Source organism: Ulvibacterium marinum (genome assembly GCF_003626755.1).
In the GTDB taxonomy this organism is placed as follows: Bacteria; Bacteroidota; Bacteroidia; order Flavobacteriales; family Flavobacteriaceae; genus Ulvibacterium; species Ulvibacterium marinum.
In genome coordinates this window covers 1,164,468-1,176,980 of the sequence record NZ_RBCJ01000001.1, presented here as the reverse complement: position 1 = coordinate 1,176,980, position 12,513 = coordinate 1,164,468, and the positions used below count along the sequence as shown (strand labels likewise).

Here is a 12,513-nt window from a genome sequence, read left to right as displayed (position 1 = left end):
GGCCATGGTCTTGGTAACGGGAGGTACTGGAATGGTAGGGGCGCACTTGCTGCTTCACTTGTTGCAGAAAAATATCCCGATCAAAGCAATCCGCAGGCCAAACAGTAATCTTCAAAGTGTTAAAAAAGTCTTTACCTATTACACCGAAAACGCCGATAACCTCTTTCAACAAATAAAATGGATAGAGGCCGACCTTAATGATATTCCTGCTTTGGAAACAGCGTTTAAGGATGTAGCATATGTATACCATGTGGCGGCATTGATATCTTTTGACCCGGGCGATTATAAAAGATTGTACAAAACAAATACAAAAGGTACCGCCAATATTGTCAACCTGTGTATTGAAAAAGGAATTAAGAAGCTGTGCTATGTAAGTACGATAGGGACTATAGGAAAAAGTCCTGAAGGGGCCATGGCAACCGAGGAAAACGAATGGTCCGAACAGGAGGTCAATGTCTATGCCCTTACCAAATACCAGGCAGAAATGGAGGTTTGGAGAGGTTCCCAAGAAGGTCTGCCCGTTGTAATCCTGAATCCCGGCGTAATTATAGGACCTGGTTTTTGGGACAACGGTACCGGAGATCTATTTACCACGGCAAATAAGGGATATAAATATTACCCTCCGGGAGGTACCGGTTTTATTTCCATTCATGATGTAATACATATCATGGTAACCCTGATGAACTCCGAGATAAGTGACGAAAGATTCATTGCGGTAGCCAAAAATTTGACTTTCAAGGAAATTCTGCAGCAAATGACAGAGGCCCTGGGAAGACGGAAACCGAAAAAAGAATTGAAACCATGGCAATTGGAGATAGGGAGATGGTTTGATTGGCTTAAAAACCTATTTACGGGCCAAGGAAGACGAATTACAAGAAACGCTATTCAGTCCCTAAAACATCGTGAATTGTATAGCAGTGAAAAAATAAAAATCCAATTAAATCTCAATTTTGAACCTCTTGACGATACCATTAAATTTTGCTGTGCAAAGTTTAAGGAAGAGAATCCTTGACCTTTTTTGATTCTTTTTTCTTTAAAGCCCTCCTTTTTTCCATTTCAATGGCCTTTAAACTATCACTGATTTTATTGGCCTCTTGAAGCACTTTCTTTTCTTTTTCCAGATTTGCTTCTACTTCTTTATAAATGGCTTCGTATTCCGAGGGAAGGGAGGCATAATAGGTATCGCTTTTAACAAACCGTGCACTATCTATGTTGTATTTCTTGAAGATATATTCCGTAGGTTCAATATTGTGTTTCTTCAGAATGGATACATTCGTGTTCTTGGCTGCATTTATGACCGCTAAATCCTTAAGGATGGCAACCATTTGATCCTTTGGAATCAAATCTTTTGGTTTTTCCATCAACTGTTCGCCACATGAGGCAAGAAAAACAATCAAAATAAAACATACTATTCGTCTCATACTATCGCTCAAAAGTTAATCGCCTAGCATTTCTTTTTGCAGAAAACTTCCCGTTCTCATAAGCCAAATGTCCGTTTACAAAAGTATGGGATATTTTGGAAGAAAAAGTGGAACCTTCAAATGGGGACCATCCACATTTGTATAAAATTGTATCCTTGGATACAGTCCAAGGATTATTGAGGTTTACTAGGACCAAATCCGCAAAGTAACCTTCCCTAACGAATCCGCGCCGTTCTATCTGAAACAAGATAGCTGGGTTATGGCACATTTTTTCCACTACGCTTTCCAAGGAAATGCTTCCTTCCTCATACTTTTCCAAAATAGCCGGCAATGCGTGTTGTACCAAAGGCCCGCCCGAAGGAGCTTTGGTATATACATTATTCTTCTCCTGTAGGGTATGGGGTGCATGGTCTGTGGCTATTATATCTATACGGTCGTCCAAAAGTGCTTCCCAAAGTTGCTTTCTATCCATTGCTGTCTTTACGGCCGGGTTCCATTTGATCAAGGTGCCCTTATCCTTATAGTCCGTATCCGAAAACCAAAGATGGTGTATACAGACTTCAGCTGTTATTTTTTTCTCCTTTAAGGGAATATCATTTCGAAACAATTGGGTTTCCTTGCCGGTGGATAAATGAAACACATGTAGTCTGGCACCTGTTTTTTTGGCCAACGCAATGGCCTTTGATGAAGAAAGGTAGCAAGCTTCTTCACTACGTATGCTTGGATGGTATTGTACGGGTATGTCTTCTCCGTATTGTTCCTTGTATTGGGCTAGGTTCCTTTGTATTGTCCCCTCATCCTCACAGTGTGCGGAAATTACCATTTCGGTATTCCTAAAAATCTTTTCAATCACAGCCTCGTTATCCACCAACATGTTTCCTGTTGAAGAACCGAGGAACAACTTTATTCCGGAACAGGCATTTTTATCCAATCGCTTTATTTCCTCCAAGTTATCATTGGTTCCCCCAAAAGGAAAGGAATAATTGGCATAGGAAGTATTGGCGGCCATGGCAAATTTTTCTTCCAGTCTTTCTATAGTAACGGTTTGTGGATCCGTATTGGGCTGCTCCATAAAAGTAGTAATGCCTCCGGCAATGGCAGCTCTACTTTCAGAAGCAATATTACCCTTGTGGGTAAGTCCCGGTTCCCTAAAATGAACTTGATCGTCAATGATTCCAGGTAGTAGATAATTTCCTTGGGCATCTAAGACATTTGCATTTACATCCGTAATATCCCGGTCTATTTTAAGAATAATATCATCATCGATCAATACATCGCTTTCAAATATCTTATTTTCGTTAACGACCTTGGCATTTTTGATTAATTGCCTACTCATTTTAAAATCTGTTTTTTTGAAAAAGACTGCGCATTTTCATCATAAACACTCCAAAAATAGCTTCTCCAATAATGGAAGAACTCATTTTTGATTTTCCCTTTTCACGATCTCTAAATATAATGGAAACTTCCTCTATTTTGTATCCTTTAAGATATGCTCTAAACTTCATTTCAATTTGAAAGGCATATCCAATAAACCGTACCGAATCCAAATTTAGATTTTCCAAAACATAGCGTTTGTAGCATACAAACCCAGCTGTGGGATCATGGACGCGCATACCGGTCACCATCTTCACGTAAAAAGAAGCCCCATATGATAATAAAACTCTGTACAACGGCCAGTTTACAACATTGACCCCTTTTTTATAACGGGAGCCCACCGCAACATCAGCTCCATTTTTACAAGCTCGGAGTAGTCTTTTTAAGTCTGTCGGGTTATGGGAGAAATCGGCATCCATCTCAAAAATGTAATCATACTTTCTTGCAATGGCCCATTTAAATCCATGAATATAGGCAGTCCCTAGACCAGATTTTTCTTTTCTCACCTCTAAGAACAGACTTCTAGGAAACTCCCCTTGCATTTTTTTCACCACGGATGATGTTCCATCCGGGGAATTATCGTCTACGATAAGTATGTGAAAATTGGTATCCAATACAAATACAGCTCGGATTATTGCCTCAACGTTTTCGATTTCGTTGTAAGTTGGAATAATAACTAGGCTGTCCGACATGGGCATGATAGGATTTGCACAAAAATAGTGTTTTCGATAGAGTGTAAAAACGACTTGATCCTAATTGTGTTTTGTTCCAAGGGTTGGATGATGTTCAGAATTTGTAATTTTGACCAAACTAAGCTTTTACATGCCATTCAAACTACCCAAACCTTTTCTATTACTTTTAGGAATAATTTTAGTGCTCAACCTATTCCAGGCCCACTTTACGGAACTTATTTTTGATGAAGCTTATTACTGGCACTATGCCCAAAATATGGCCTGGGGGTATTTTGACCACCCCCCTATGGTGGCTTTACTCGTGAAGATCAGTAGCTTTTTTTTTAAGGGCGAGCTTGGCATTCGGTTTATGGGTTGCTTATTATCGGTCGCAACCATTATAGTACTCTGGTTACTGGTAGATGGTGATGAAAAACGGAAGTATATTCCCCATTTCTTTGTATTGGTATTTTCCATGACCTTACTGAATGCTTACGGGTTCTTTACCTTGCCAGATACGCCTTTGTTATTTTTCACGGCTTTGTTTTTACTGATTTATAAAAAATTTATTCAAAACCCATCCTATCTGTGGGGAGCTGTTTTGGGCGTGGTCATGGCCGCCTTGATGTACAGCAAATACCATGCTGTTTTGGTTATCCTTTTTGTACTATTGTCCAATCTAAGATTGGTGGCCAACAAGTTTGCATGGTTAGCTGTAATTGTTGCTTTGTTTTGCTATATCCCCCATTTTGTATGGTTATATGAAAACGACTTTGTTTCCATTAAGTATCATTTATACGAAAGACCCAATGGGGCCTATGATTTTGAAAAGTATACCTTAGGATTCCTAATTAATTTGGTGGCCATTTTTGGATTGACCTTCCCTTGGATTTACAAGGCACTTTTTAAAACAAAATCATCCGACCTTTTTGTAAAGGCATTACTTTATCTAACCTATGGAGTGCTACTTTTTTTCTTCCTCTCCAGTTTTAATAGAAGGGTACAGACGCAATGGATTATTGTGGTTTCCATTCCCATGGCAGTCCTTGTCTTCCAGCAGATGTTGACGGATGCCCCTATTAGAAAATGGATCTATAGAACTGGCATTGCCACTATTTTGATTTTATTATTCTTACGAATTGGCCTCATATACAAACCCTTTTTTCCCATTTATTATGAAACCCATGGCAACAGGCAATGGGTAAGTGAGTTGAAATCGGAAATAGGCGATATTCCGGTAATCTTTGAGAACTCGTATCGTAACGCGCCTATGTATGCCTTTTATTCTGGGAATCCTACATTTTCCTTAAACAACTATATGTACCGAAGAAATCAGTACTCCATAGATGATTCAGAGCAAAAAATACAGGGCAAAAAAGTCCTCTATGTTTCAAAATACATGAATGAGGGGGATCTCTCATTTACTAAGGTGGATGGGGCCCACTACAATGCCAAGTATATTTCAAATTTTGAATCTTTCCGAAAATTGGAAGTTATTGCTGAACAAAGAGTCCACAATTTGAATGATGGGAAGGAACATTTTTTTAAAGTTTACAACCCCTATGATATTGAAATTGACCTTAAAAAACTTAAATTTAGTATCGCCTACCTCAATGATTACAAACAGGTAAAGGATCTTAAGTCCTTACCGACCAATCGGGTACCGGAAAATATTTCAGTGCTGAAACCCAATGATACCATAAATTTTGCGTTTATGTTTCCAAAACCCAAGATTGAAAATCCCGGTTATTTTAGAATCGGTATTTCAGAAAACAATCTTCCCTATGGCCTCAATGGGAAAAATATTAAATTGGAGTAATGGAGCCGATTTTTAGAAACACATCCGCCGTAGACTGGATAACCCTTCTGCTATTTGGAAGCCTATTGCTCATTGTAGTGGCCAAAAGTCTTTTTTATGGAAGGTTTTTAAACTTTGTCATCCTACCTTTTAATAACAAATACATCTTCATGTATAATAAGAAGGAAAAGTTGATGAATTGGTTCCATGTTTTTTTTACGCTATTTCAAATCATCAATTTTTCCCTGTTCATTTTCCTTGCATCTAAAACTCTATTATTACAGGAAGGTGGCTCTTATCCGTTTATGTACCCTATCATACTTGGCGGATTGGTCTTGTTTATTCTTCTAAAAATGTTTTTACAATTGGGCAACGGTTTCGTTTTTGGAGTCAATAAGGTTGTTGGTGAACTCATTTTTAAGAAGTTATCCTACCTAAACCATAGCAGTATGGTCATGTTCCTGGCCAACGTGGTTATCGTTTATGTTTTTAAGGATTCCGAGGTTGTAGTTTATCTATCCATTTTCTTAATTCTTTCGATAAATGCAATCGGCTGGATTACAGTGTTGAAGAATCATCAAAAATTCATTACTGCTAATTTTTTCTATTTTATTTTGTACCTTTGCGCTCTCGAAATTGCGCCGTTCATCATCATTGGAAGTTATCTAAAAGACTAGGTTTATATGAAAGTAAAGACGATTTTGGTTTCCCAGCCGGAGCCGAAAATGGAAAACTCCCCATACTCAAAACTTATTGACAAGGAAAAAGTAAAGGTAGATTTCAGGCCATTTATTCATGTGGAAGGGGTTGATGCAAAGAGTGTTCGTCGTCAAAAAATAGACCTAAAAAATTACACGGCCATAATACTTACCAGCCGCAATGCGGTGGACCATTTTTTTAGGATAGCGGAGGAAATGCGATTTAAGGTGCCAGATACCATGAAGTATTTTTGCCAGTCCGAGGCCGTAGCCTATTACCTGCAAAAATATGTCGTTTATCGTAAGCGTAAAATTTATGTAGGCAAGAGAATTTTTAATGAGCTAGTTCCTCTGTTCAAAAAATATAAGGAAGAAAAATTTCTACTTCCTTCTTCGGATACCCTTAAACCAGCCGTCCCTGAAGCTTTGGACAAAGTAGGTATAGATTGGACCCGAGGAATTTTCTATAAGACAGTAATCAGTGACTTATCAGATCTTCGCGACGTTTACTATGATGTCCTGGTATTCTTTAGTCCGTCCGGCATAGAGTCCCTATTAAAGAATTTCCCCGATTTTGAACAGAACGATACGCGTATCGCAGTCTTTGGAAACTCTACCGTTAAAGCGGCCACCGATGCCGGTCTTCGTATCGATATTAAGGCTCCAACCCCGGAAACACCTTCCATGACCATGGCTTTACAGAAGTATATTACCACGGTAAACAAAAAGTAAAAGGCCCTTTGGAAGAATTCGAGGCTTAAGTGCGATTCCTTTTTGAACTCTGGATATTCAGGTTTTTTAAAAGGCATATCGCTGTGGTCCTCCTCTCCGTATTTCCTCACTAGCATGGGACTCAAATTTCTTGAAGTTTTCACGGAATGCATTCGTTAACTTAAAAGCGGTCTTGTAATAGGCTTCATCATTGTTCCAGGTTGCACGAGGACTCAAAACACTGGTCGGGACTCCCGGGCATTGCCTAGGCTGTGCCACACCGAACACAGAATGGATGTGATAGGCGTCATAGGTATACAATCCCAAATCGCCATTCAAAACAGCATGAATCATAGCCCGTGTATATTTTAATTTCATTCGCGTACCCACACCATAGGATCCACCGGTCCATCCTGTATTCACCAACCAAACGTTTACACCGGCCTCGGTCATTTTCCTACTTAACATTTCGGCATATTTTGCCGGATGCAAGGGCATAAAGGGAGCGCCAAAACAAGCAGAAAAAGAGGGGATAGGTTCTACCACACCAGCTTCGGTTCCAGCTACCTTGGCGGTATACCCAGAAATGAAGTGATATGCCGCCTGGCTAGGAGTCAGCTTTGAAATAGGTGGGAGTACACCAAAGGCATCGGCTGTTAAAAAAAAGATGTTTTTGGGGTTATGGCCTATGGATGGACGCTGAACGTTTTCAATATGATACAGAGGATAGCTCACACGGGTGTTCTGTGTAATGGAAACATCGGAAAAATTTACTTCACCCTTGTCATTCATAACCACATTTTCCAGAATCGCTCCTTTCTTGATGGCACCATAGATTTCGGGTTCACTTTCTTGGGAAAGATCGATTACCTTGGCATAACATCCTCCCTCAAAATTAAACACGGCATTTTCATTATTCCAACCATGTTCATCATCACCGATCAATTTTCGGGTGGCATCCGTGGACAAGGTCGTCTTCCCGGTTCCCGATAGCCCAAAGAAAATAGCGGTATCCCCCTTTTTTCCCACATTGGCGGAACAATGCATCGGTAACGTATTCTTATATACGGGAAGGATAAAATTGAGCGCAGAAAAAATTCCCTTCTTAATCTCTCCTGTATAACCTGTTCCTCCTATTAAGGCAATTTTTCGTGAAAAATTCAATATAGCAAAGTTATGTTGCCGCGTACCATCTTCTTCTGCGATAGCCCTAAATCCCGGCGCATTGATTACCGTCCATTCCGGTTCAAAATTCTTCAATTCTTCCTCGGTAGGCCGGATGAACATATTGTACACAAATTGGTTGGACCACGGATATTCCGTAATTACCCGAATATCCATTCGGTAGTTGGCATCAGAGCACGCATAGCAATCGCGCACGTAGAGTTCCTTGTGGTTCAAATAAGCGATGACCTTATCATAGAGCTTATCAAAAGCGGAAGGCTCAAAAGGCATATTGATACCACCCCACCAAATTTTATCCGAAGTGATACTGTCCTTTACGATGAATCGATCGTCGGGTGACCTTCCGGTAAATTCCCCGGTGTTTACCGCCAAAGCTCCCGATGAGGCTTCCGTTCCCATATTCTTGTCCAAGGTAATCCTATGAAGACTTGAAGGGCTTAGCTGATATTTTATGTCATTATGGGTAATTCCATAACGCTTAAGGGAAATAGATTCTGAATTAGGTTTCGATATATCCATTCAAACCAATATTTTATTATTAAAAGTCGTCTATTTTAAACTCTTGAAACCGTAATAGGCCAAAAGTATCCACCCCAGTATAAAAAAGGTACCGCCAATCGGGGTCAAAAATGCAATCGACTTGAAATCAAAACTTGTTAAACCGTTTGTCGCCAGGGCATATATAGAGAAGGAAAATAGAATCCCACCAACAAGGACACAATAAAACACCCATTTCTTCTTTTGCTCCGGAATCTTATATACATTCGCTAATATCAATAGAAAAAGCGCATGGTACATTTGATATTTTACCCCGGTCTCAAAAGTTTTGATGGCATTAACATCCACTAACTTTCCCAGACCATGTGCCCCAAAGGCGCCCAGTAGCACCGCGAGTAATCCTAAAACCGCTCCCGTCAAAAAAATTGTTCTGTTCATAACTTCATTGGTCATTTTTTTTATAAATGTAACAAATTGATACCTTAGTATTTCGTTCTATTTGCAAAACTAACGATGTAAAACCTATGTTGCGAAAAATATTGATTATCGGTGCGGGAAAATCCACTGCCTATCTTTTGGATTATCTTTTGGAAAAAGCGGTCTCCCAGAAGTTACATATCACCATTGGCGACTTGAACCCCGATAGCATTTCCAAATCGGTAAAGGAACATCCTTCCTGTACCATAATACAACTCGATATTTTTAGGGAAGACGATAGAAAAAGGGTCATAGAAGATTCTGATATTGTAGTTTCCATGCTCCCAGCACGCATGCATAACAATGTGGCCAAGGATTGTCTCGCCTTTGGAAAGCATCTGGTAACGGCCTCCTATATTAGTCCTGAAATTCGGGCGTTACATAAAAAGGTTAAGGAAAAGGGCTTGGTCTTCATGAACGAAATGGGCCTAGATCCAGGAATAGATCATATGAGTGCTATGCAGGTCATAGATCGAATTAGGCAAAAAGGAGGAAAAATGTTATTGTTCGAATCCTTTACCGGAGGGTTGGTAGCACCGGAGAGCGATACCAATCTCTGGAACTATAAGTTTACCTGGAATCCGAGAAATGTAGTACTGGCCGGACAAGGTGGTGCGGCGAAATTCATCCAAGAGGGGACGTACAAATATATTCCCTATCATAAACTTTTTAGAAGAACGGAGTTCTTCGAGATAGAAGGGTACGGGCGTTTTGAAGGTTATGCCAACCGGGATTCCCTGGATTATCGGAAAGCCTATGGACTAGAAGATGTACTAACCCTCTATAGGGGTACTATGCGCAGGGTGGGATTTTCCAAAGCATGGAACATGTTCGTTCAGTTAGGAATGACCGACGATAGCTATACCATTGAAAACTCCAAAGGCATGTCTTATCGCGAATTTGTTAATCTGTTTCTGCCTTATTCCCCAACAGATTCAGTAGAGCTTAAATTACGGCACTATTTAAAGATAGATCAGGATGATAGCATTTGGGGGAAATTACTGGAATTGGATTTTTTTAGTGCAAAAAAGACCATCTCCCAGGAGAATGCAACTCCCGCACAGGTTCTACAAAGAATTCTAGAAGACAGTTGGACCTTGACCAAAGATGACAAGGATATGATCGTTATGTACCACAAATTTGGCTATGAACTATCTGGAAAGAAACGGCAAATAGATGCCAATATGGTAGTAATCGGAGAAAATCATAGTCATACCGCAATGGCGAAAACAGTAGGACTTCCCGTAGCTATAGCTACGCTTTTGATATTGAACAAAGAAATAAAGACTCCAGGAGTACAGATTCCTATTAACAAGGAAATCTATGAACCCATTCTTTCCGAACTCAGCGCGTTAGGCGTCATTTTTAAGGAATTTGAGGTGCCCTACCTAGGGTACAATCCGGATTCCGTGGCAAGTTAGGACTTCTGCATTTTGATGATTTATCCATAGTATTACTTGAGAACTACTTTCTCTTTTTTGTAGAAGATTAAAGGCTCGAAGAGGTTATCTATTTATACAGGTTTCGTAGTTTTATCTTCAAATTGAAACATATACCATGAAATCCAATAACGAAAAAGTAAAAATAGACGGTATCGACAAGAAAATTCTAAGATTTCTTATGCAAGATGCTCGTAAACCCATTTTAGAAATTGCTCGGAATATTGGTATTTCCGGTGCCGCCATACACCAACGCCTGCGGAAATTGGAGGCTTCCAAATTATTGGCGGGATCTAAATTTATCATCAATCCCAAAGTTATGGGGTACACCACCATGGCGTACATTGGTATATACTTGGATAAGGCGATGAGCAATCCGGTAGCTGTGAAACAATTGGAAAAAATACCGGAAGTTTTGGAATGCCACTATACTACAGGAAACTGGTCCATACTCATAAAGGTACTTTGCCGGGACAATGAACATTTAATGCATGTACTCAATAAGGAAATACAACGAATTGAAGGCGTCTCAAGAACGGAAACCTTTATTTCCTTGGCTCAACAAATCGACCGCCAAATTTCGATTTAATATTTAAATTCAATGAGCACAAAAGGGTCATCTTCTAGAATACCGCCAGCAGCCAAATATGCCTTTTGAGCCGCAATATTTGATTTCTCTGTAGCTACCCAAGCTTCCTTACATCCCAATTCCTTGCCGTATTCCACCAAAAATCTCACTAATTTACGGCCGATACCCCTTCTCTGAAATTCATCCAAAACCGAAACTTCATTAACAAAAAGTTCGGGGTCTTTATCGGGATGAACATAATGCAATCCCGAGGCCATCCCTACTACCACATCTCTATGATAGGCCAATACCAAATGATGCCTCTTGTCCTTTAGAAATTCAATGGTGCGATTCGGTTTGATAGGATAATCGAACAACCGTTCTCCAACACTTTGCAAAGCTGGTAAATCCTCAATTGTGGCCAATCGTATGGTTATGTTTTCTTCCATAATCCTTTACATAAAAAACCTGCCAAGTTCATTGTACAAGACAGGTTCTTATCTTTAAATTATTAGATGGAAATTAATCCCTGCCACCAAAAACTTGTAGTCCCCAGTAGACCAACGTAGCCAGGGAACCAATAGCAGCTACCAAATATGTACGGGCAGCCCACTTTAGGGCATCCTCGGAACCTTTGTATTCCTGTTGAGTAACCATATTCTTTTGTCGTAACCATACCAAGGCCCTTTTACTGGCATCGTACTCCACAGGTAGGGTAACAAAACTGAACAGTGTGGCCATAGCCATCATAACCAATCCAGCTACGGCAACCCAGTATCCGAAGCCCACTCCAGCAGCTGCACCTAACATTAAACCTCCGAAAACCACCCACATGGACATGCCAGAGGTAACACTGACTACAGGAACCAATTGGGAACGCAACGTCAACCATTCATAAGCCTGGGCATGTTGCACCGCATGACCACATTCATGTGCGGCAACAGCGGCCGCTGCTGCATTACGTTGACTATAGACCCCTTCGCTTAAATTAACGGTTTTATTCTTTGGGTTGTAGTGATCGGTAAGCATCCCGGCGGTAGAGATCACCTTTACATCACGGATACCATGATCCGCCAACATTTTTTCTGCAATCTCGGCCCCGCTCATTCCATTCTGCAAGTGCACTTTGGAATAGTGCTTGAACTTGCTTTTAAGTTTATTGCTTACTAGCCAGCTTATCAGGGCAATGGCACCAATTAATATATAATATCCCATCATAACTTCTCAATTTTAAATATTCGTATTAAAGTTAAAAAAGATTCCCCTATTCACGGAAATGACTTTTCCTCTTATCGTGCAAAAACCCCGCCAATGTAACCAGAAAGGGTTTTGGGCTTGGACAGGGTGACAAATCCTGACAAAATGTACGCTAAATTGATTTACTTATGTTGTATTTTCAATAAAACCACCAAAAATGCCAAAACCACTGTAATCCCATTCGCAAGCATTATGGATATACTGTTGTGGTATACTCCATATATGAACCATAGAATGGTACCCAGCACAATAACCAAATACATGGACAGGGAAACATCCTTAGTAGATTTATATCGCCATGCTTTATAAACTTGTGGCACAAAGGCCGATGTAGTACAAGTGGCCGCAACAAGTCCAATGATTTCGATGTGGTTCATGGTCATTTTTTATGATAAATTCAAATGGAATGACTCATG

At 40.1% G+C, this 12,513-nt stretch carries 14 protein-coding genes; 6 read left to right on the top strand and 8 right to left on the bottom strand.

The annotated features are described in order from the left end of the window. Window positions 1-4 precede the first annotated feature (4 nt). The gene (locus D7Z94_RS05030) at window positions 5-1,012 is read left to right on the top strand and encodes an NAD-dependent epimerase/dehydratase family protein (protein WP_120710408.1); all 1,008 of its coding nucleotides are present in this window, start codon (window positions 5-7) and stop codon (window positions 1,010-1,012) included. On the opposite strand, the gene D7Z94_RS05025 is transcribed toward D7Z94_RS05030, so the two are convergent. Genes D7Z94_RS05025 through D7Z94_RS05015 form a run of 3 tightly spaced genes read right to left on the bottom strand, consistent with a single transcriptional unit; the run spans window position 993 to window position 3,487 of the window. Beyond that, window positions 993-1,421, bottom strand: a complete 429-nt coding sequence (locus D7Z94_RS05025; protein ID WP_120710407.1) for a DUF4296 domain-containing protein — start codon at window positions 1,419-1,421, stop codon at window positions 993-995. The genes D7Z94_RS05030 and D7Z94_RS05025 overlap by 20 nt on opposite strands. 1 nt (window position 1,422) lies before the next feature. Beyond that, window positions 1,423-2,757 (bottom strand): dihydroorotase, encoded by a 1,335-nt coding sequence (locus D7Z94_RS05020; protein ID WP_120710406.1) that lies wholly within the window; start codon window positions 2,755-2,757, stop codon window positions 1,423-1,425. Window position 2,758: 1 nt separating this feature from the next. Then, complete coding sequence (locus D7Z94_RS05015; RefSeq protein ID WP_120710875.1) at window positions 2,759-3,487, bottom strand: polyprenol monophosphomannose synthase; 729 nt, start codon at window positions 3,485-3,487, stop codon at window positions 2,759-2,761. A gap of 130 nt (window positions 3,488-3,617) precedes the next feature. Here D7Z94_RS05015 and D7Z94_RS05010 point away from each other — a divergent pair, with 130 nt between their 5' ends. From D7Z94_RS05010 to D7Z94_RS05000, 3 genes are read left to right on the top strand one after another with little or no spacing between them, the layout of a single operon-like run. After that, the gene (locus D7Z94_RS05010) at window positions 3,618-5,285 is read left to right on the top strand and encodes an ArnT family glycosyltransferase (protein ID WP_120710405.1); all 1,668 of its coding nucleotides are present in this window, start codon (window positions 3,618-3,620) and stop codon (window positions 5,283-5,285) included. Then, window positions 5,285-5,941: a DUF4271 domain-containing protein gene (locus D7Z94_RS05005; protein WP_120710404.1), complete on the top strand. Its 657-nt coding sequence runs from the start codon at window positions 5,285-5,287 to the stop codon at window positions 5,939-5,941. The genes D7Z94_RS05010 and D7Z94_RS05005 overlap by 1 nt, the downstream gene beginning before the upstream one ends. Before the next feature lie 6 nt (window positions 5,942-5,947). Continuing rightward, complete coding sequence (locus tag D7Z94_RS05000; RefSeq protein ID WP_120710403.1) at window positions 5,948-6,694, top strand: uroporphyrinogen-III synthase; 747 nt, start codon at window positions 5,948-5,950, stop codon at window positions 6,692-6,694. A gap of 66 nt (window positions 6,695-6,760) precedes the next feature. Here the strand turns inward: D7Z94_RS05000 and pckA are convergent, their stop codons facing one another. Continuing rightward, window positions 6,761-8,377, bottom strand: coding sequence for a phosphoenolpyruvate carboxykinase (ATP) (pckA, locus tag D7Z94_RS04995; RefSeq protein WP_120710402.1), 1,617 nt, complete (start codon window positions 8,375-8,377; stop codon window positions 6,761-6,763). 30 nt (window positions 8,378-8,407) lie between these two features. Next, on the bottom strand, window positions 8,408-8,809 hold the full coding sequence (locus D7Z94_RS04990) for a DUF423 domain-containing protein (RefSeq protein ID WP_394347407.1): 402 nt from the start codon (window positions 8,807-8,809) through the stop codon (window positions 8,408-8,410). Between the two features lie 71 nt (window positions 8,810-8,880). On the opposite strand from D7Z94_RS04990, the gene D7Z94_RS04985 reads away from it, so the two are divergent. Continuing rightward, complete coding sequence (locus D7Z94_RS04985; protein WP_120710401.1) at window positions 8,881-10,254, top strand: saccharopine dehydrogenase family protein; 1,374 nt, start codon at window positions 8,881-8,883, stop codon at window positions 10,252-10,254. Window positions 10,255-10,390: 136 nt separating this feature from the next. Next, window positions 10,391-10,861 (top strand): Lrp/AsnC ligand binding domain-containing protein, encoded by a 471-nt coding sequence (locus D7Z94_RS04980; RefSeq protein WP_120710400.1) that lies wholly within the window; start codon window positions 10,391-10,393, stop codon window positions 10,859-10,861. On the opposite strand, the gene D7Z94_RS04975 is transcribed toward D7Z94_RS04980, so the two are convergent. From D7Z94_RS04975 to D7Z94_RS04965, 3 genes are all read right to left on the bottom strand, one after another. Further along, window positions 10,858-11,289 carry a GNAT family N-acetyltransferase gene (locus D7Z94_RS04975; protein WP_120710399.1) on the bottom strand — a complete coding sequence of 144 codons (432 nt, stop codon included), beginning with the start codon at window positions 11,287-11,289 and terminating at the stop codon, window positions 10,858-10,860. The two genes, D7Z94_RS04980 and D7Z94_RS04975, sit on opposite strands and share 4 nt — an antisense overlap. Window positions 11,290-11,362: 73 nt before the next feature. Then, on the bottom strand, window positions 11,363-12,058 hold the full coding sequence (locus D7Z94_RS04970) for a zinc metallopeptidase (RefSeq protein WP_120710398.1): 696 nt from the start codon (window positions 12,056-12,058) through the stop codon (window positions 11,363-11,365). Between the two features lie 161 nt (window positions 12,059-12,219). Next, window positions 12,220-12,474, bottom strand: a complete 255-nt coding sequence (locus tag D7Z94_RS04965) for a SemiSWEET family sugar transporter (RefSeq protein WP_120710873.1) — start codon at window positions 12,472-12,474, stop codon at window positions 12,220-12,222. Window positions 12,475-12,513 lie beyond the last annotated feature (39 nt).

Coding starts and splice junctions, on each gene's coding strand:
- D7Z94_RS05005 (WP_120710404.1), top strand. CDS start 5,285: ATGGAGCCGATTTTTAGAAACACATCCGCCGTAGACTGGATAACCCTT.
- D7Z94_RS04985 (WP_120710401.1), top strand. CDS start 8,881: ATGTTGCGAAAAATATTGATTATCGGTGCGGGAAAATCCACTGCCTAT.
- D7Z94_RS05030 (WP_120710408.1), top strand. CDS start 5: ATGGTCTTGGTAACGGGAGGTACTGGAATGGTAGGGGCGCACTTGCTG.
- D7Z94_RS04965 (WP_120710873.1), bottom strand. CDS start 12,474: ATGAACCACATCGAAATCATTGGACTTGTTGCGGCCACTTGTACTACA.
- pckA (WP_120710402.1), bottom strand. CDS start 8,377: ATGGATATATCGAAACCTAATTCAGAATCTATTTCCCTTAAGCGTTAT.
- D7Z94_RS04980 (WP_120710400.1), top strand. CDS start 10,391: ATGAAATCCAATAACGAAAAAGTAAAAATAGACGGTATCGACAAGAAA.
- D7Z94_RS04975 (WP_120710399.1), bottom strand. CDS start 11,289: ATGGAAGAAAACATAACCATACGATTGGCCACAATTGAGGATTTACCA.
- D7Z94_RS05015 (WP_120710875.1), bottom strand. CDS start 3,487: ATGTCGGACAGCCTAGTTATTATTCCAACTTACAACGAAATCGAAAAC.
- D7Z94_RS05010 (WP_120710405.1), top strand. CDS start 3,618: ATGCCATTCAAACTACCCAAACCTTTTCTATTACTTTTAGGAATAATT.
- D7Z94_RS05020 (WP_120710406.1), bottom strand. CDS start 2,757: ATGAGTAGGCAATTAATCAAAAATGCCAAGGTCGTTAACGAAAATAAG.
- D7Z94_RS04970 (WP_120710398.1), bottom strand. CDS start 12,058: ATGATGGGATATTATATATTAATTGGTGCCATTGCCCTGATAAGCTGG.
- D7Z94_RS04990 (WP_394347407.1), bottom strand. CDS start 8,809: ATGACCAATGAAGTTATGAACAGAACAATTTTTTTGACGGGAGCGGTT.
- D7Z94_RS05000 (WP_120710403.1), top strand. CDS start 5,948: ATGAAAGTAAAGACGATTTTGGTTTCCCAGCCGGAGCCGAAAATGGAA.
- D7Z94_RS05025 (WP_120710407.1), bottom strand. CDS start 1,421: ATGAGACGAATAGTATGTTTTATTTTGATTGTTTTTCTTGCCTCATGT.